Annotated in this window: 17 protein-coding genes; all 17 read left to right on the top strand. The window is 35.7% G+C overall.

Features of this window, described 5'->3' with window-relative positions:
• The first annotated feature begins 11 nt into the window (after window positions 1–11).
• Genes LCM11_RS05170 through LCM11_RS05090 form a run of 17 tightly spaced genes read left to right on the top strand, consistent with a single transcriptional unit; the run spans window position 12 to window position 18,287 of the window.
• Window positions 12–1,163 (top strand): glycosyltransferase family 4 protein, encoded by a 1,152-nt coding sequence (locus LCM11_RS05170; protein WP_224893184.1) that lies wholly within the window; start codon window positions 12–14, stop codon window positions 1,161–1,163.
• Window positions 1,148–2,272, top strand: a complete 1,125-nt coding sequence (locus LCM11_RS05165; protein ID WP_224893183.1) for a glycosyltransferase family 1 protein — start codon at window positions 1,148–1,150, stop codon at window positions 2,270–2,272. Before LCM11_RS05170 ends, LCM11_RS05165 begins: the two co-directional genes overlap by 16 nt.
• Entirely contained in the window at window positions 2,269–3,162 is an 894-nt protein-coding gene (locus LCM11_RS05160) for a glycosyltransferase family 2 protein (protein WP_224893182.1), read from the top strand. The genes LCM11_RS05165 and LCM11_RS05160 overlap by 4 nt, the downstream gene beginning before the upstream one ends.
• Window positions 3,163–3,185: 23 nt before the next feature.
• A complete protein-coding gene (locus LCM11_RS05155) occupies window positions 3,186–4,256 on the top strand; it encodes an EpsG family protein (protein ID WP_224893181.1) in 1,071 nt (356 codons plus the stop codon).
• 37 nt (window positions 4,257–4,293) lie between these two features.
• Window positions 4,294–5,367: a UDP-glucose 4-epimerase GalE gene (gene galE / locus LCM11_RS05150; RefSeq protein WP_224893180.1), complete on the top strand. Its 1,074-nt coding sequence runs from the start codon at window positions 4,294–4,296 to the stop codon at window positions 5,365–5,367.
• Window positions 5,368–5,389: 22 nt separating this feature from the next.
• Window positions 5,390–5,989: a sugar transferase gene (locus tag LCM11_RS05145; RefSeq protein ID WP_224893179.1), complete on the top strand. Its 600-nt coding sequence runs from the start codon at window positions 5,390–5,392 to the stop codon at window positions 5,987–5,989.
• Window positions 5,990–6,643: an acetyltransferase gene (locus LCM11_RS05140; protein ID WP_224893178.1), complete on the top strand. Its 654-nt coding sequence runs from the start codon at window positions 5,990–5,992 to the stop codon at window positions 6,641–6,643. It abuts the gene before it with no gap.
• Window positions 6,643–7,812: an aminotransferase class I/II-fold pyridoxal phosphate-dependent enzyme gene (locus tag LCM11_RS05135; RefSeq protein ID WP_224893177.1), complete on the top strand. Its 1,170-nt coding sequence runs from the start codon at window positions 6,643–6,645 to the stop codon at window positions 7,810–7,812. The genes LCM11_RS05140 and LCM11_RS05135 overlap by 1 nt, the downstream gene beginning before the upstream one ends.
• A 24-nt stretch (window positions 7,813–7,836) precedes the next feature.
• Window positions 7,837–8,193 carry a helix-turn-helix domain-containing protein gene (locus LCM11_RS05130; RefSeq protein ID WP_224893176.1) on the top strand — a complete coding sequence of 119 codons (357 nt, stop codon included), beginning with the start codon at window positions 7,837–7,839 and terminating at the stop codon, window positions 8,191–8,193.
• A 20-nt stretch (window positions 8,194–8,213) separates the two neighbouring features.
• On the top strand, window positions 8,214–9,368 hold the full coding sequence (locus LCM11_RS05125) for a glycosyltransferase family 1 protein (protein ID WP_224893175.1): 1,155 nt from the start codon (window positions 8,214–8,216) through the stop codon (window positions 9,366–9,368).
• Entirely contained in the window at window positions 9,340–10,539 is a 1,200-nt protein-coding gene (locus LCM11_RS05120) for a glycosyltransferase (RefSeq protein ID WP_224893174.1), read from the top strand. The genes LCM11_RS05125 and LCM11_RS05120 overlap by 29 nt, the downstream gene beginning before the upstream one ends.
• Before the next feature lie 15 nt (window positions 10,540–10,554).
• Window positions 10,555–11,559, top strand: coding sequence for a polysaccharide pyruvyl transferase family protein (locus LCM11_RS05115; RefSeq protein WP_224893173.1), 1,005 nt, complete (start codon window positions 10,555–10,557; stop codon window positions 11,557–11,559).
• Window positions 11,556–12,827: a peptidase gene (locus LCM11_RS05110; RefSeq protein WP_224893172.1), complete on the top strand. Its 1,272-nt coding sequence runs from the start codon at window positions 11,556–11,558 to the stop codon at window positions 12,825–12,827. Before LCM11_RS05115 ends, LCM11_RS05110 begins: the two co-directional genes overlap by 4 nt.
• 12 nt (window positions 12,828–12,839) lie before the next feature.
• On the top strand, window positions 12,840–14,408 hold the full coding sequence (locus LCM11_RS05105) for a lipopolysaccharide biosynthesis protein (protein WP_224893171.1): 1,569 nt from the start codon (window positions 12,840–12,842) through the stop codon (window positions 14,406–14,408).
• A 52-nt stretch (window positions 14,409–14,460) separates the two neighbouring features.
• Window positions 14,461–16,530 (top strand): hypothetical protein, encoded by a 2,070-nt coding sequence (locus LCM11_RS05100; protein ID WP_224893170.1) that lies wholly within the window; start codon window positions 14,461–14,463, stop codon window positions 16,528–16,530.
• On the top strand, window positions 16,520–17,212 hold the full coding sequence (locus tag LCM11_RS05095; RefSeq protein WP_224893169.1) for an HAD family hydrolase: 693 nt from the start codon (window positions 16,520–16,522) through the stop codon (window positions 17,210–17,212). The genes LCM11_RS05100 and LCM11_RS05095 overlap by 11 nt, the downstream gene beginning before the upstream one ends.
• On the top strand, window positions 17,205–18,287 hold the full coding sequence (locus tag LCM11_RS05090; protein WP_224893168.1) for a class II aldolase/adducin family protein: 1,083 nt from the start codon (window positions 17,205–17,207) through the stop codon (window positions 18,285–18,287). Before LCM11_RS05095 ends, LCM11_RS05090 begins: the two co-directional genes overlap by 8 nt.
• Window positions 18,288–18,294: the final 7 nt, after the last annotated feature.

The following is an 18,294-nucleotide window of genomic DNA, read 5'->3' as shown; positions in this document are numbered from 1 at the left end:
GGGAGAAGAGAATGAGGGGAAGAGTTCTATTTTGTGCTACCGTAGATTATCATTTTAAGCTATTTCACCTTCCGTATTTAAAATGGTTTAAAGAACAAGGCTGGGAAGTTCATGTAGCTGCAAGCGGTAATATGAATCTTCCCTATGTGGACCAAAAATTTAACATTCCAATTCAACGATCTCCATTCAGTCTAAAAAATGTCCAAGCTTATCAGGATTTTAAGGGTCTAATAAATGAGCATCACTATAAAATTGTTCATTGCCATACACCGATGGGCGGGGTTCTAGCTCGCTTAGCAGCTCGAAACGCAAGAAAAAATGGAACGAAGATTATTTATACCGCTCACGGATTCCATTTTTGTAAGGGTGCCCCGATTACGAACTGGCTTCTTTACTACCCAATTGAAAAATTATTGGCTTCTTCTACGGATTGCTTAATCACAATTAACCAGGAGGATTTTCGGCTGGCTACCCAGCGGTTTAAAACAAAACAGATTGAACTTGTGAATGGTGTTGGGGTAAACATAGAGGAATTTAAGAAGATTAGTGAAAAAGAAAAAGTCACGTTAAGAAAGTCATCGGGTTATAGTCCTGATGACTTTTTATTATTCTATGCAGCTGAATTCAATAAAAATAAAAATCAGCAATTTCTACTTCAATCATTAGCATTGTTAAAGAAGGATGTTCCTCAAGCCAGATTGATACTTGCCGGAGAAGGGAGCACTCTTGGTTTTTGCAAGGAGCTAGCCGCCAAACTTGAAATAGATCATATGGTAGATTTCCTAGGATATTGCAATGAAATTAAAGAAATTGTTTCCATGTGCGATATGGTAGCTGCTTCCAGCTTACGGGAAGGTTTGCCTGTAAATATCATGGAAGCTATGGCTTGCGGCTTGCCGATTGTAGCTATTGATAACCGCGGTCATAGAGAGTTAGTAGAAAATGATGTAAACGGGTGGGTGTTTAAAAACAATCAAGTTTTAGAGTTCTCAGAAAAAGTTAAACATATTGCGGAACATATGGAAGTTAGACAAAAGCTTGGGGACAATGGGAGAAAAATAATTATCCAAAAATATAGTACTAATAAAGTCATCCAACAGAATAGTAAAATCTATCAATCTTATATGAGAAAAGGTGAAATCGAGGAATGGGCGATCCATTAAGAGTATTGCACGTAGTCGTAAACATGAACAGGGGCGGAGCAGAGACCCTCATTATGAATTTGTACCGGAATATAGATCGTTCGAAAGTACAATTCGATTTTCTCACTTATAAAGAAGGAGTGTTTGATGAGGAAATAAAACAATTGGGTGGCAAGGTGCACCGGATACCTTATATTTCTGAAGTAGGACATAGGCAGTTTGTAAAAGGCTTGGATGCGTTCTTCCAACAAAACTCCCATTATAAGATTGTTCACTCCCACATGGACAAGATGAGCGGTTTGGTTCTTCGATCTGCAAAACGTTATGAGGTTACCGCACGTATCGCTCATAGTCATAATACGAGTAGCGAAGGTGGAATTCTAACCAGACTATATAAAGAGTATGCTGGGTTATTCATTAAAAATAATGCAACCCATTTATATGCGTGTTCTAACTTGGCAGCTCAATGGTTGTTTCCAAAAAGAGCGAATGAAGCTCTTATTATTAAAAATGGGATAGACAGCGAAAAGTTTACTTATTCTTCAACACTAAGAGATCAGATTAGGAAAGAACTCAATCTGGATGAAGATACTCATGTAATTGGACATGTAGGAAGATTCTCACTTCAAAAAAACCACATGTTTTTAATTGAAGTTTTTGCTGAGTACTCCAGGAAGAAGCCAAACTCTAAATTGCTCTTAATCGGAGATGGTCCACTAAGATCTAAGATCATTGAAAAGATAAAGATTCTTCGATTAGAAGATAAAGTTCAGTTATTGGGTATAAGAGACAATATTCCCTCTTTGCTTCAAGCGATAGATGTCTTTGTATTTCCATCATTTCATGAAGGACTGCCTGTGACATTAATTGAAGCGCAAGGTGCAGGTCTGCATTGTTTCATATCAGATAAGATTTCAGATGAAGTTGACTTGGGATTAGGGTTGATTGAGAGGTTACCAATTTCAAGTGAGGCCCGAGAAATTTGGGTTCAAAAGCTTTTAGAAAAATACCCCATTAAATCTCAGCGATTAATCAGCTCGAAAAAATTAAGCCAAAGTGGGTATGACATTCATCTTACAGCAAGAAAAACAGAGAATTCTTACTTACGGTTAGGGGGAAGAGCAGGTTGAAGCTCCTTACCATCTTTACTCCAACTTATAATCGTGCTTATTGCCTGCATCAATGTTATGAAAGCTTAAAAAGGCAAACGAACAAAAATTTCATTTGGTTAATTATTGATGACGGGTCCACAGACGACACGTTAGAGAGAGTCGAGGAATGGAAGAAAGAAAATATTATTCATATCCACTATCATTATCAAGAGAATCAAGGAATGCATGGGGCTCATAATACAGCTTATAAATTAATTGAAACTGAACTGAATGTATGTATTGATTCAGATGATTATATGCCAGATGACGCTGTAGAAAACATCTTTAATTACTGGGTAAAATATGGAGATGAATCGGTTGGCGGAATCATTGGGCTTGACGCTTTTACAGATCAACAGATAATTGGTTCGACACTGCCCACGAGTCAGAGTACTTCTACCCTTTTCGATCTCTATTATAAACATGGAGTAACTGGAGATAAAAAACTTGTGTACCGTTCAGATCTCACAAGAAAATATCCTTACCCCGTCTTTGAAGGAGAAAAATACGTAGGACTTGCTTATAAATACTATAAGCTAGATCAAGAGTATGAAATGCTTCTATTAAATAAAGTACTCTGCTGCGTGGAGTACTTACCGGATGGTTCTTCCAGAAACATGCTAAAGCAATATCGAAGAAATCCTCAAGGCTTCTCCTTTTATCGTAAAGAGCTGATGAAATTGTCTTTTGCGGGGTTATCGTTTAAATTCAGACAATCTATTCATTATGTTTCAAGCAGCATAATGATGAAAAACTGGAATTTCATCAAAGAGTCTCCTAATAAAGGGTTAACAATTCTGGCTTTACCTTTAGGCCTTTTATTATTTGCTTATGTAACTAGTAGAACAAGAGATGTGATGTACGAATAGATTTCCTTCGAAAGGAAATGGTTATGACACAATTATGGATGAACCTTGCTTTAGTATTCTGTTTAGCTTATTTTGCGAGGCTGGTAGGAGTTAAAATTCAAACGAATACGATGGTGATCAGCAGACCAAATTCATTTTTTGTGTTTGGAGCATTAGCATCACTTGTACTCGTATCAGGATTACGATCGAATATAGGAGATACTTATTTTTATAAACATACCTATGAAATCAATACGTTTACATGGGAGTTTATCCAGTCTCAAAAAGATATAGGGTTTGGCATACTGCAGATGTTATTAAAAAGGATATCTGATGATCCTCAAGTACTTATATTTACAACAGCACTTATTACCAACACATTAATTGTGATGGTCTTATATAAATATTCTCGCATGTTGGAATTAAGTTTGTATGTGTATATCACAGGTGGTCTGTTTTTAGTATCTATGAATGGGATACGGCAGGTGTTAGCTGCCGCTATCGCCTTCACAGCATTAAAGTATATTATAAACGGTAACTTGAAACGCTACATTCTCGTTATTCTTATCGCTTCGTTGTTTCATCAAAGTGCATTAGTGCTGCTGCCGATTTACTTTCTCGTTCAATTTAAAGCCTGGTCTAAAGCTACGGTGGCTCTGCTTATTTTTTCAGTTGTCATTGTTATTGGGTTTGAACAATTTTCATCTTTATTGTTTTCAGCTATAGAAGATACACAATATGGAGATTATGAGAACTTTGCTGAAGGAGGAGCAAGCGTATTAAGAGTAGCGGTTTTTGGAGCACCAATTTTGCTTGCTTACATTGGGAAGGATAAATTGAGAGAAATTTTCCCTCAGAGTGATTACATCGTAAACCTATGCTTAATTGGTCTCGTTTTTATGATTGTGTCGACTCAAAATTGGATATTTGCTAGGTTCTCTATTTATTTTACTTTATATCAGTTGATCCTTGTATCGTGGGTAGTCAAATTATTTCGACCAAGAGATGAAAAAATGATCTATTTCGCAATCATTAGTTGTTATTTGGCTTATTACTATTTCGAAAATGTTATGAACTTGAACATTGATTACCGCAGTGATTTTTTGGTTTGGTAACTACTGGTTTGATAATTAAGAAAACGGAGGTGTGGTTATGGCGGTTTTAATAACAGGTGGAGCTGGATACATAGGGACTCACACCTGTGTAGAATTATTAAATGATGGTCATGAAATCATTGTTGTCGATAACTTTTCTAATAGTCAGCCAGAAGCTCTACGAAGAGTCCAGGAATTAACAGGTCAAGAGTTCAAAACCTATGCCATCGACTTATTGGATGCTCAATCTCTCGAAAGAGTATTTGCGGAAAACCGAATCTCATCAGTTATTCATTTCGCTGGGTTAAAAGCAGTTGGGGAATCTGTAACGGATCCGCTTTGGTATTACAGGAATAACGTTATAGGAACGATCATATTGTGTGAAGTAATGAAAAAGTATGATGTTAAAAACATGGTATTCAGTTCCTCAGCCACCGTGTATGGTCAGCCGGATCAAGTGCCGATTCGTGAAGATTCATTATTAAAGACAACCAATCCATATGGAAGAACCAAGCACATGATTGAGGAAATTCTGAGAGATCTATACATATCCGATTCTTCATGGAGTATAGCACTCTTAAGATACTTCAATCCAATCGGTGCTCATAAAAGCGGAATGATTGGCGAATCGCCTCAAGGAATTCCAAGCAATCTTCTTCCTTATATTTCACAAGTTGCGGTAGGAAGTTTAAAGGAACTGAGGGTATTTGGAAATGACTATGAGACAAAAGATGGGACTGGGGTCAGAGACTATATTCATGTTGTAGATTTAGCACAAGGACACGTTCGAGCTTTAGATAAAGTAGAATCATCAAAAGGAGTACACATATATAATTTGGGGACTGGAAAAGGATACAGTGTACTTGAAATGATTGAAGCTTTTGCAAGAACCTCAGGAAGGGAAATCCCTTACAAAATTATCGATAGACGTCCTGGGGACATCCCCATCTGTTTTGCAGAAACTACAAAAGCAAATGTAGAACTGGGGTGGAGAGCAGAACGAGGGATAAACGAAATGTGTGAAGACACCTGGCGCTGGCAATCACTCAACCCAATTGGATATGAACAATCATTTACAGAAAGTGAAACTTCGGTGCCGAGTAAAGCAGCGGAGTTTTTTGTTATTAAATAATGAGGAAGGGGTTAAAAATAATATGAAAAGATTATTAGATTTAACCATATCCATCCCTTTACTACTAATAATGAGCCCGGTGTTTGTGTTGATCAGTATAATATTAAAAGTGCAAATTGGATCGCCGATTTTTTTTACACAAAAGCGCCCAGGACTAAATGATAAGCTTTTTTATCTTTATAAATTTCGCACGATGAGTAATAGAACCGATGAACAAGGGAGTCTACTTTCAGATGAAAAACGTTTAACCGCAATCGGAGCAATTCTTAGAAAGTATTCGTTGGATGAATTTCCTCAGTTGATTAATGTCATTAAAGGAGATATGAGTTTAGTAGGACCGAGGCCATTATTGTTAGAGTATTTACCATTATACACACCAGAACAATCTCTTAGAAATCTTGTGAAACCGGGGATTACAGGCTGGGCCCAAATTAACGGGAGAAACGCTATTACATGGGAAGAAAAATTCCACTGTGATACATGGTATGTGAAAAACTGGAGTCTTGGGTTAGATCTAAAAATTTTAGCTCTTACATTTATTAAGGTCTTAAAAAAAGAAGGGATCAGCCACCAAAACCACGTGACAATGGAAAAATTCAAAGGTTCGAAAGAAGTGCTGTAAATGGAGATTATCTTAATTGGAGATGGCGGCCATAGTAAGGTTATCCAAGACATCATTATAGCTGAGAAAAAGCATAAGATTATTGGGATTCTAGATGAGAAATATCGTGAAATTCATAAGGAAAGTGGAATAGTTTATGGTCCCCTCACTAACCTGTCTCAATTCATTAAACGGGGTTCAAAAGTCCTTATAGCTATAGGAAACAACCAAATTAGAAAGAAAATAGTTAGAGAAATAAAACTGGATTCCAACCAGTTTATCAGCGTCATTCACCCTTCGGCTATTATTAGTCCTTCAGCAAAGGTTGCTCCTGGAACGGTTGTAATGCCGAACGCAGTTATTAATGCTAATGCAGTCATTCACTCTCATAGCATTATCAATACAGGGGCGATTGTCGAACATGATTGCACAATTTTTAAATTCTCCCATTTATCACCTCGAGTGACTTTAACGGGAAACGTGATGGTGGGTGAAGGGGCAAGCATCGGCGCTGCAACTACTGCGATTCCCGGAGTTACGATAGGTGAGTGGAGTGTAATTGGTGCCGGAGCTACAGTCATCCGTGATATCCCTGGTTATCAAAAGGCAGTAGGATGCCCGGCAAAAGTCATGAGTGCAGAGGTTCAGGTTCAACCACTCAAAGGAGGTGTCTAATGAAGAATTCAAGAATATATCTTTCTCCACCACACATGACGGGGAAAGAGCAACTGTATATTAACGAAGCATTTGAATCGAATTGGATTGCACCACTTGGTAGAAATGTAGATATGTTTGAAAACGAAATTGCAGAGTATGTAGGAGCTAAAGGAGCCGTTGCTGTCAGTTCAGGTACAGCAGCTATCCACCTAGCTCTTTCTTTATTAGATGTAAAACGAGGTGACCGGGTATTCTGTTCCACATTCACCTTTGTAGCTAGTGCAAATCCAATACTATATCAGGGAGCAGAACCAATATTTATTGACTCTGAACCTGAATCTTGGAATATGTCTCCGCTTGCTTTAGAAAGAGCGCTTTATGATGCTTATAAAGAAGGAAAATTACCTAAAGCTGTCATTATGGCAAATATCTACGGTCAATCTGGAAAAATGGATGAATTGATGGCCCTTTGTGATCATTATCGGGTCCCGATAATTGAAGATGCTGCTGAATCACTTGGTTCAACTTATCGTGGGAAATACAGTGGGACCTTCGGTGAGTTTGGAGTTTATTCGTTCAATGGTAATAAAATCATAACAACTTCCGGCGGAGGCATGCTTGTTTCAAATGATTTAAATAGATTGGAAAAAGCACGCTTCTTAGCTACTCAAGCCAGAGAGCAAGCCGTTTATTATCAACACCACGAAGTGGGGTATAACTATCGGATGAGTAATATTCTGGCTGGTATTGGGAGAGCGCAATTAGAAGTAATCGAAGACCGTGTTCATGCAAAAAGAGAAGTATTTAAGATGTATGAACGCCTATTAGCCGATGTAGATGGCATAGATTTTCTAGCTGAACTCCCCGAAACTAGATCGAACCGTTGGTTGACTGTTTTTACTATGGATCATCTGGAAATTGCCGCAGAACCATTTGAGGTTCTTAAATCTATGACTGAACAAAATATTGAAGTTCGGCCGCTATGGAAGCCACTCCATATGCAACCGCTATATTCAGGCACAACCTATTATTCTCATTCGGAACATGAAGACATATCAGAACACTTGTTTAAAACAGGACTCTGTCTTCCATCTGGATCGAACTTATCGGAAATCGAACAGGTAAGAGTAGTCAATTGCTTAAAAGAATCGTTAAAAGGAGCTAAAAGAAAAGAAGGTATCTTCTAATAAATAAAATTGAGGTAACCATACATGATAGGAACTAACATTCATTGTATTCGAAAGCAAAGAGGCTTATCCTTGTCAGATTTGGCAGAGCGTGCGGGAATATCAAAATCTTATTTAAGCAACCTCGAAAGAAACTTAAATAAAAATCCTTCTATTAAAATGGTAGATAAAATTGCTGCTGTATTAGGGGTCGATTTGTTGGTTCTAATGAAAAATGGAGGCATTAATGATTTATCTTATCAACCTCTTGAAAAAGAATGGATGAAATTCATTAACGACTTAAAAGCATCAGGGGTTCAAAAAGATCAACTTAATGATTATAAGAAACTGATTGAATTTATTAATTGGCAGAACAAACAAGATAAGGTTCCTCATAATTAAGGAAGTGAGGAGATAGGTTGATGAGTAAAGGTAAACCAGTGAGAGTACTTCATGTTGTAGGGATTATGAATAGAGCGGGCACTGAAACGATGCTCATGAATATTTACAGACAAATTGATAAAGAAAAAGTTCAATTTGACTTTGTTTCTTACAGTAATGAAGAAGGACACTATGACGAAGAAATAAGGAGTTTAGGTGGTCGAGTTATTAAATTATCTAATACTCAATCCGTTAAGGACCTATACCATGTGATTAAACAAAATGGTCCTTACCAGGCTCTTCATGCTCATACGTTATTCCATTGTGGTGTGGCCAATATTGCAGCTATGTTGACCGGGATTCCGATAAGGATTTCACATGCGCATACCACGTTAGATAAAAACGATAGCATTTCTCGCAAAATTTATATAAAACTCATGCGAATGGTGATTAATATGGCCTCTACTAAGCGATTGGCTTGCAGCAAGGGAGCTGGCAAGTATTTGTTCGGGGAGAAGAACTTGGGGAAATTTTCCTGTAGTTATTTCCCTAATGTTATTAATTACTGTGAATTTCTAAATGAACGCGAAGAAGAAGTTAGTAATTTTAAAAGAGAAGTTGGTTTAGAAGATAAATTAGTGTTCGGTCATATTGGAAGGTTCATACATGCTAAAAACCATCTTTATATAATTGAAATCTTTAAATGTTTACTAAAAAAAGAACCTAATGCCAGGTTACTTTTAGTCGGAGAAGGTGACTTAAAGCAGGATATAGAGAACAGAGCAAAAGATGAAGGGATTTCTGAAAGCATCCATTTTGTAGGGATAAGGCAGGATATTGCCACTATGTTGCAATGCATGGATGTTTTTTTATTTCCATCGATATATGAGGGTTTAGGGTTAGTCCTCTTAGAAGCGCAAGCTGCTGGAGTTCCCTGTATAGTATCTGAATCCATTCAACCAGAGGCGGATTTAGGTTTAGACCTGTTTACTAAGTTGAATTTAAGAGAAGGTGCTGAAGTTTGGGCAGAAGCTGCTTTATCAAATGTAGGCAAAAAGGAACATAATAAAAATTTCATCGAATCAAGCTTTAATACAAACCACTATTCTCTAAATCAAGGGATTTCTAAGTTACTAAAAATATATAAAATTCCGGGTGGGGGAGTTTATGAAACACGTATTGATCGCCTCGTTTGATATGGAGGTAGGAGGAGTTGAAAGAAGTTTAATTGGGATGTTAAACCATTTTGATTATGAAAATTACCATATAGATCTGATGCTTTATAGTCATACTGGTGATTTTATGAAATTACTGCCGTCGACACCTAATTTACTGGAAGAGATGACCGTGTATAAAACCTTTAGAATGTCGATAAGTGAAACGATAAAGAATGGAAAAATACATTTAGGTTTTATTCGCTTGATCGCTAAAATGAAGGCGGAATTAAGTTTCACTCAAGAAAAGGGATATAGACAAATGCAATACATGTGGAAGTATTCTTTACCCTTCTTGCCTAAATTATCTAAAAGGTATGATGTAGCTATCAGTTATTTGTGGCCCCATTATTTTGTAGCAGAAAAAGTTGAGGCAAATACAAAAATTGCGTGGATTCACACTGATTACTCAATGGTTAACACTGACGTGAAACTAGATTTAGATCTTTGGAATAAGTTCAATTATATTATTGCTGTCTCCGAAGACTGTAGGAATGCGTTTTTGGATAAATACCCCCGTTTAGCTTCAAAAGTTGAAGTGATGGAAAACATCGCTTCCCCAAATTTAATAAGATCATTATCGATGCAACAGGTTTCAGAGCCTATGTATAGCGATAAGCGATTTAAGATTGTTACTGTTGCAAGATTATCTTATGCTAAAGGGATCGATCAAGCCGTCAAAGCTATGAAAAAGTTGATTGACCTAGCTAACAATATAGTTTGGTATGTCATAGGCTATGGAGGAGATGAAGGTGAAATAAGAAAGATGATAGCAGAATACGAGTTGGAAGATCATTTCATTTTATTGGGTAAAAAAATTAATCCTTATCCATATATAAAAGAGGCGGATTTATATGTTCAACCTTCTAGGTATGAAGGGAAGGCAGTAACAGTTACAGAAGCATCTATTTTGAATAAACCTATACTTATTACAAACTACCCAACGGCAAGGAGTCAAATAATTGATGGTGTAAATGGATACATCTGTGCAATGGGGAGTGACGGGCTGTATGCGGGAATAAGAAAATTGTATGAGAACAAGGAATTAAGAAATAAAGTAACCAATAGTCAACAATACACCCAAAATGCAGGGGACGAGTTAAATAAGATCTATGATTTAGTAAATGCTGCTGGGAAACAAATTACATTCTAAAGGGGATAAAAAGTTATGGAAAACGTATTGTTACTTGATACGTCAGTTGGATCGTTAAATAAAGGTGACGACATTATTATGAAATGTATCAAAAATCATTTAAAGGAAATAACAATTAACGATTATTTGTTAACTCTTCCGACACACGTCTCCCCTTTTCAGTGGTATCAGGTTCTTAGGAATTCCAATAGAGTTAAAATTTACAAAGAGGCTAAATACAAATTTGTAGGCGGCACGAATCTTCTGACGATGAATATGTTAACACATTTTCCTCAATGGAATATTAATCTATTAAATTACCAACCACTAAAAGGGAGCGTGCTTTTAGGTGTAGGAGCTGGTAAAGGTAAAACTATGAATAGGTACACTAAAATGCTATATAAGAAAGTCTTATCCCACGAATATATACACAGCGTGAGAGATGAACGAACAAAAAGGTTTGTTGAGGAATTAGGATTGAGCGCAATAAATACGGGGTGTCCAACACTTTGGTCTTTAGATAAACAATTCTGTAAAAAAATACCGCATGGGAAGTCAAAATCAGTAATATTTACCTTAACTCATCATTCAAAGGATTATGTTAAAGACCAATTGTTAATTGATACTCTATTAAGAAATTATTCAAAAGTACACTTTTGGATTCAAGATAAAAAAGATCTTGGCTACCTTCAATTATTTAAGGGAATAGAGCGTATTCAAATAGTTTCTCCTACACTAGATGCTTTTGAAGAGATCTTAAAAGAAGATGTAGATTATATAGGAACACGGTTGCATGGCGGCATTTTTGCAATGAGACAGGGAAAAAGGTCGATTATTATTGGAATAGACGAAAGGGCTCATGGAATGAGTGAAACATATAATATCAATATGTTAGATAGAGTTGATATGGATAAGTTGGAAGATAAAATAAACGCCAGATTTGTTACGGATATTAATATAAAACATGAAGCCATAGACCAATGGTTAAATCAATTTCGCAGTATCACTACAAACAAGAAGTTTGAGGTGGATGTCATTTGAATACGATCGTACTAGACCAGGTATTAATTACTAATAAAAGAGTAGATTACTATTTTAGCGTTTCAGAACCTTTAAGAAAGTATTTTAAAGGTGAGAACCATCTTTTTATTGAATTTGAATATGATTTGTCCACCATCCCCGAAAGTATTTTAACGATCCCATTTGTAGCAAATGTCATTCCTTTAGCTTGGATAACCAATTCCACAATTTTTGTCAATGAATTAGATGAGTCCTTCTACGTATCCCTTACTCAAATTAAAAAGGGGTACCAAGCGATGTATCCCGAAGTACCCTTTAAAGGTGATATAACAATTGAGGAGATTGTCCCTAATACCTACAACCCTAGAGTTGAGGCAGCTCAATTATTTAGTGGTGGGTTGGATGCACTTGCTACATTTACTAGAATTCATAATAAACACCCCTTGTTAATTACGGAATATGGATGGCATAAAAATGAAATCGAAAAGAGTAAGGTATGGGATAATGACAAACAGTTAGTGACTGACTTCGCAAGAAAAAATCAATTGAAGAATATATTTATTCACTCTAATTATGGGACTTTTATGAATGCCCAAGTTATTGATCGCTACTTTCAAAGAAGATTGGGAGATTCATGGTGGCACGGTCTTCACCATGGATTGGCTATCATAACAGCTGCGATCCCTATTGCATACTTATTTCGAGTAGAAAATATCTATATAGCAAGTTCCTACTTCGAAGGATATAAAGCGAAGTGTGCATCTGACCCCACTATTGATAACCATGTAAAATATGCTTCTGGAGGGGTGGTTCATGATGGGTACGATATTCACAGACAGCAAAAGGTAAAAGCTGTTCTTAATTTCTTTGAAAATAATCCAGATCAGGCTAAGTTAAGAGTATGCTTCTTAAATGAACAAAATTGTTGCGCTTGTGAAAAATGCATGAGAACGATTTTAGGGATTGTAGCAGAGGGGAAAGATCCGAGAGATTTTGGATTTAATGTTCCAGAAGACCTATCTCATCATGTAAGAGAATTTTTGAGAACCGATGTGAAATTTTTCACTCCGGCTAGAGTCATGCAGTGGAATCTAGCTAAGGAAAGAATGGTCGAAAACAAGGATAAAATTGCCTGTACAAATTTACTCCAATGGTTTATACACTACGATTTTGCAAAAGAAAAGAAAAGGTCTCTTCTGACTTATCGATTAACGAAATTTGTACCGATTATTAAGAGAAGACTAAAAAAACATATAACAAGACTATTTACACAAAAACAATTGAATTAGAAGGCGTTATACATGAGAATACAAAATTCATTAAGAAATATGTTTTTTGGTGTGGCAGGACAATTGATTACCATTATCATGGGGTTTATTGTAAGAACCGTATTCATATACACACTTGGTATTGAATATGTGGGCATTGAGGGGTTATTTACCAGCATTTTATTGATGCTGTCTCTGGCTAACCTTGGCTTTGATACAGCAATGATCTATAGTTTGTACAAGCCACTTGCAGAAGGCGACAAGTATAAGATTCAAGCATTAATGAATTTATACAAGAAAGCCTACCGTATTGTGGGCTTCGTTGTGTTAGCTATAGGGTTGTCATTATTACCTTTTTTACCCTATCTCATTAATGGAAAAGCAGCTCCTGTAGAAAATATTCAGACCATTTATATTCTCTTTTTACTTCAATCAGCTGTTTCCTACTTTTTCATTTATAAGCAATCCATATTAATAGCTGATCAAAGAAATCATATTGTTTCTAAGATTCATAGTGCTTTTATTATCATTTCAAATTCGCTACAAATCCTATTACTAGTATTCTTGGGCAGTTATATACTGGTTTTAGTTACTCAACTTTCTTTTAGAGTTTTTGAGAATATGTATATAGCGAAAAAGGTTGATCGTTTATATCCCTATCTAAGAGGAATGAATAAAGCAGTGTTATATGGGGAGGAGAAGAAGAGATTCTTTCAAGATTTATACTCCCTATTTCTATATAAAATCAGTGGTGCAGTCATAAACGGCACAGATAATATCTTAATTTCTATGTTTATAGGAATTACAGTTGTTGGTATCTATTCTAATTACTTGTTATTGCTATCAACCTTAACAACATTATTAAGTTATATCTTTTATTCTTTAACGGCAAGCGTGGGTAATTTGATTGTTCAAAATAATAGAGAAAAGAAATACCATATATTTCGTGTTATTCGCTTCTCAAACTTCTGGGTCTACGGATTATGTTCTATATGTTTATGGGTGTTATTAGACCCTTTTATATCTTTATGGATAGGAGAACCATACTTGCTTGGGAGTATAGTAGTGGGTATTATTATCCTGAATTTTTATACTACAGGAATGCAAGGTGCTTCAACCACCTATCGGGAAACCACTGGGTTGTTTAAAAAAGGAAAATATAGGCCCATCATTGCTGCTGGGATCAACTTAGCTCTTTCATTGATTTTAGTAAGTATTATTGGGCTAACTGGCATCTTTTTAGGTACTATATTTAGTCGCTTAATGGTTTATTTTTGGTATGACCCGTATATTATTTATAAATACGTTTTTAATAGACCTTTAAAAGAACATTTTATTAAGTACATTTCTTATACTTTTGTTGTTGCAGGGGCAGGATTAATTACAAAATTAGCTGCCAATCAAATTCAAACAAATCATCAAACCTTGACTTTAGTCTTGATGGGTATGCTCTGTCTTACCATACCTAATTTAATCTTTTACTTGTTTTTTAGAAATAGTAAGGAATTTAATTACTTGTCTAGTGTACTGAGAAATTTATACCAGAATAAGTTCTTAAAGACATTTTCAAAAAAATACCATATACAAAATGAAAAAAGTTAAGTTTCTAGACTTAACTTCTTTTAATTTTTAAATCTATATGGAGGGCTTAGAAATGGTTAACAAACATTTAAGGGAAATGGTGAAGAGTAAGTGGTTCCTAGTCATTACCTTAGTGAAGGTATTTGCAATATTAATCTGGTTACCAGTAAACCTAACTGAATCTACAATACCATTTATAGTAAATTACTTGTCATCCTTTGAAAACCCCTGGATTTACGTATATCAACATCCGAATAGTAGCTTAGAGTTCCCTTATCCAGCAGGTCTGCTTTATTTACTCACACTATTTTTAAGCCCATTATCTATTTTTCCAAGCTTATCCTTACACCTACAAGTTTTCCTTATTCAACTTCCTACTTTATTGGCAGACATCCTGATCTGTTATTTCTTATTAAGGGTTTTTCCCGATAAAAAGAAATTTGTGATTCTAATCTATTATTGTTCTCCTATTATTTTTGTGGCTAGCTACATCTACCCAAACCATGATTTAATGGCCATTGCGGCGTTGTTTATTTCAATTTTTTACTTAATTAGAAAACAGCATGTAAGATCTGCTGTTTTTTTTGGTATTGGTTTTTCTTTAAAAGTCCCGGTTATTTTCACTTTACCGATGATCGCACTTTATATAGTGAAAGCTCATAAGATTAAGCACTTGTGGCAGTTCTCTGTCATATCCTTGATCGCATGGTATCTGATTGTTAGTCGATTTCTACCAACAGAAGCCTATCAATCCCTGGTGTTTATGAATGAAGACCAATTTAAATTGTTTGATATTTACCTGAAAATGGAGAATTTAAAAGTCTACGTGGCCCCATTATTCTTAGCTTTACTTTATATCCAATTCCTAAGACATTCCAAGATTAATGTAAACTTTCTATTGACCTACGTAGGGATGCTTTACTTTGTATTTGTTCTTTTTATTCCACCAATGCCTCATTGGTATGCATGGTCATTTGTGTTTGCATCTATTTATTTTATTCAAACAGCATCGAACTTAAACAACCTATACCTTTATACAATATTAACAGTCATCTACTTAAGTTATTTCACTCTGTTCTATCCTGAACCGAGTAGGATAATTGAGAGTATATCAATAATGCTTAATATAAGTATGAGTGACATTTTCTTATCCAATTTAGTATTTACCCTTTTTGAGGGTGCCTTACTATTAACAATATGGGTTTTTTACAGATATGGAGTTCTTAGCAACTCCCTGTATAAAGTTAATGTAAAACCTACTGTAATAGGAATAGGTGGGGACAGTGGGGTTGGAAAAACTACTCTCACTCATAGTCTGAAAAAGATGTTTGGAAAAGAAAGGGTTCTCATTGTTGAAGGAGATGGAGATCATAAGTGGGAGCGAGGTCATGAGAAATGGAATAAATTCACTCACTTAAATCCAAAGGCAAACTTTCTACATCAACAAGCAGCAACTCTGGAGAAACTTAAGAATGGTACACCTACTCAGAGAGTCGAATATAACCACAGCAATGGAACATTTACTAGTCCCCGGAGGATAGATCCGAATGATTTTATAGTCATGTGTGGGTTGCACCCACTTTATTTAGCAAAGACAAGAAATGTTATGGATTTAAAAGTCTATATAGACACAGATGAAAACCTAAGAAAACACTGGAAAATTACTAGAGATTGCGGGGAGAGGGGGTATACGGTAGAAAAAGTTATGAACCAAATAGAGTCTCGTATCGAGGATGCAAAAAAATATATCTATCCGCAAAAAAATTATGCGGATATTGTGATTAAGCATTACACAGAGGACTCATTCACTCTCGGGGATACTAAAGAAAACCCGAAAATTAAACTTAAAATCATTTGCAGTACTGATTTTTGTTTAGACCCAGTTCTAAATACATTGGATAATTACTCAGTTGCCTATGAGCATGACTATGAAAGTAATTTACTCTCCCAATATCTTATCCTCCATGAGCCAGTAACTCAGGAGGTTGTCAATGAAATCGCTCACTTTACGATAGAGAATTTATATGAAGTTACACGAGGGCATGTTATCCAGTGGGGAGAAGAATATGACTCCTTCATTCAATTAATGATGCTGATTTGCGTGAGTGAAAAAATGAAAGGAGAATCACACCTTGTCTTATAAAGGAATTTTACTAGATTTGGACAATACTCTCTACGACTACCATTTAGCACATGAAAAAGCATTAGAACAAGCGCTGAACTACGCTGTAGATATTTTAGGAGTTGAAAAAGAAGAAATATTTTCCTCCTATAACCAAGAAAGAGAAAAGATTAAGGTAGAACTATTAACCACCGCAGCTTCGCATAATCGAATGCTCTACTTTCAAAGGTTGTACGAGAATTTCGACGTTAACCCTCAAATATATGCATTAAATACCTATGACCTCTATTGGGAGACATTTTTGAACAATATGTATCTGTTTCCTGGAGTCACAGATTTTTTAGAAGCATCAAAGGATATTCCAATTTGTTTAGTTACTGATTTAACATCCCATATTCAACATAGAAAGCTTAAGACTCTTGGTGTGCAAGAATATATTCAATTCGTTGTTACCAGTGAAGAAGCAGGCAAAGAGAAGCCGCATCCATATATATTCATGTCAGGGTTAAGGAAACTAGGACTGGATAGAGAAGATGTCATAATGATTGGAGACAATTTCGAAAAGGATATTAAAGGGGCGAGTTTATTGGGAATCAAGTCTTTTTGGTTAACTATACCTTTACCCTCTCAAGAAGAAAAGTTAAATAACGTCATTGAGGTTAGTAGTTTTTCAGAAGTAAAGGAGCAAATTTTTCATGTCTAACACATCTGATCTTCAAAACTTTATATCAATGTCATTATTTGCAGGAGAACGTTTCGATTTAATACAAGCTGGTGGAGGGAACACATCTGTTAAATTGAGCAAAAGTGAGATGTTGGTAAAAGCTTCTGGACACCTTCTGTCTGAAGTAAGTGAGAATCACGGCTATGTACGGGTAGATTTAGTAAAAGTGAAGGATATCATGAACAATTCTTTGGTTGTGAACGAATCTGATAAAAGAAAGAGGGAAGATCTTTCATCCTCATTAATTATGGAAACTATTACTAACGCAATGGAGAGAGACCGTCCTTCTATTGAGACATTTTTACATTCATTTTTATATAAATTTACTCTTCACACACACCCTATTGTTGTAAATCAACTGGCATGTTTAAAAAATGGTATGGATCAGCTGAGTGAATTATTTCCAAATGCCATTATCGTCGATTATAAGACTCCTGGAATAGATCTTGCTATAGAGTTAAAAAAGGAGTGCAGAAACTTCAGCAGACAAAATGGTAGTCTTCCCAAAATTGTATTTCTTCAAAATCATGGGCTAATAATAAGTTCGGACTGTGTTAATGAAGTTAGAAAAATAACGAATGATGTCATAACCAAATTAGAAAATTTTTTAGGAGTAAACTATAAGAAGTATAGATTAACGAATAAATTATCGTCTATTATGAATAGCCATGGAATAAGAAGCCAAGTTTCCTATTTATCAGAAGATAGCTATCTTCAATCGATTACTAAAGCTAAACCAAATTGGATAAAATCCTCTCCTCTGTGCCCTGATACTCTCGTTTTTTGTGGATATAAGGTCGTGGAAATAAAGGATGATGAAGTAGAAATGGCTGAATATATGGATTGGTATGGCAAGTACCCTAAAGTTGTTTTAATGGATGGGTACTTGTTTTTTATAGCTTCAAATATTAAAAAAGCTAAGGAAGCAGAGGAAGTGTTTAAGGCACACCTTTTCACGGTAGAACAAATTTTCGATCAGCAGCAGTCACTTGAATTGGAAGAATTACAATATCTAGATAATTGGAAAGCAGAAAAATTCAGGCAAACCATCTAAGGAGGTC

Source organism: Halobacillus halophilus (genome assembly GCF_020171985.1).
Classification (GTDB): Bacteria; Bacillota; Bacilli; order Bacillales; family Halobacillaceae; genus Halobacillus; species Halobacillus halophilus_A.
Note: the sequence above shows the minus strand (reverse complement) of the source record. Positions and strands in the feature narration are given on the sequence as shown.

Bases quoted from the DNA above. Each gene is read 5' to 3' on its own strand.
- LCM11_RS05125 (WP_224893175.1), top strand. From the start codon at position 8,214: ATGAGTAAAGGTAAACCAGTGAGAGTACTTCATGTTGTAGGGATTATG.
- LCM11_RS05130 (WP_224893176.1), top strand. From the start codon at position 7,837: ATGATAGGAACTAACATTCATTGTATTCGAAAGCAAAGAGGCTTATCC.
- LCM11_RS05140 (WP_224893178.1), top strand. From the start codon at position 5,990: ATGGAGATTATCTTAATTGGAGATGGCGGCCATAGTAAGGTTATCCAA.
- LCM11_RS05155 (WP_224893181.1), top strand. From the start codon at position 3,186: ATGACACAATTATGGATGAACCTTGCTTTAGTATTCTGTTTAGCTTAT.
- LCM11_RS05165 (WP_224893183.1), top strand. From the start codon at position 1,148: ATGGGCGATCCATTAAGAGTATTGCACGTAGTCGTAAACATGAACAGG.
- LCM11_RS05100 (WP_224893170.1), top strand. From the start codon at position 14,461: ATGGTTAACAAACATTTAAGGGAAATGGTGAAGAGTAAGTGGTTCCTA.
- LCM11_RS05120 (WP_224893174.1), top strand. From the start codon at position 9,340: ATGAAACACGTATTGATCGCCTCGTTTGATATGGAGGTAGGAGGAGTT.
- LCM11_RS05145 (WP_224893179.1), top strand. From the start codon at position 5,390: ATGAAAAGATTATTAGATTTAACCATATCCATCCCTTTACTACTAATA.
- LCM11_RS05105 (WP_224893171.1), top strand. From the start codon at position 12,840: ATGAGAATACAAAATTCATTAAGAAATATGTTTTTTGGTGTGGCAGGA.
- LCM11_RS05135 (WP_224893177.1), top strand. From the start codon at position 6,643: ATGAAGAATTCAAGAATATATCTTTCTCCACCACACATGACGGGGAAA.
- LCM11_RS05170 (WP_224893184.1), top strand. From the start codon at position 12: ATGAGGGGAAGAGTTCTATTTTGTGCTACCGTAGATTATCATTTTAAG.
- galE (WP_224893180.1), top strand. From the start codon at position 4,294: ATGGCGGTTTTAATAACAGGTGGAGCTGGATACATAGGGACTCACACC.
- LCM11_RS05115 (WP_224893173.1), top strand. From the start codon at position 10,555: ATGGAAAACGTATTGTTACTTGATACGTCAGTTGGATCGTTAAATAAA.
- LCM11_RS05090 (WP_224893168.1), top strand. From the start codon at position 17,205: ATGTCTAACACATCTGATCTTCAAAACTTTATATCAATGTCATTATTT.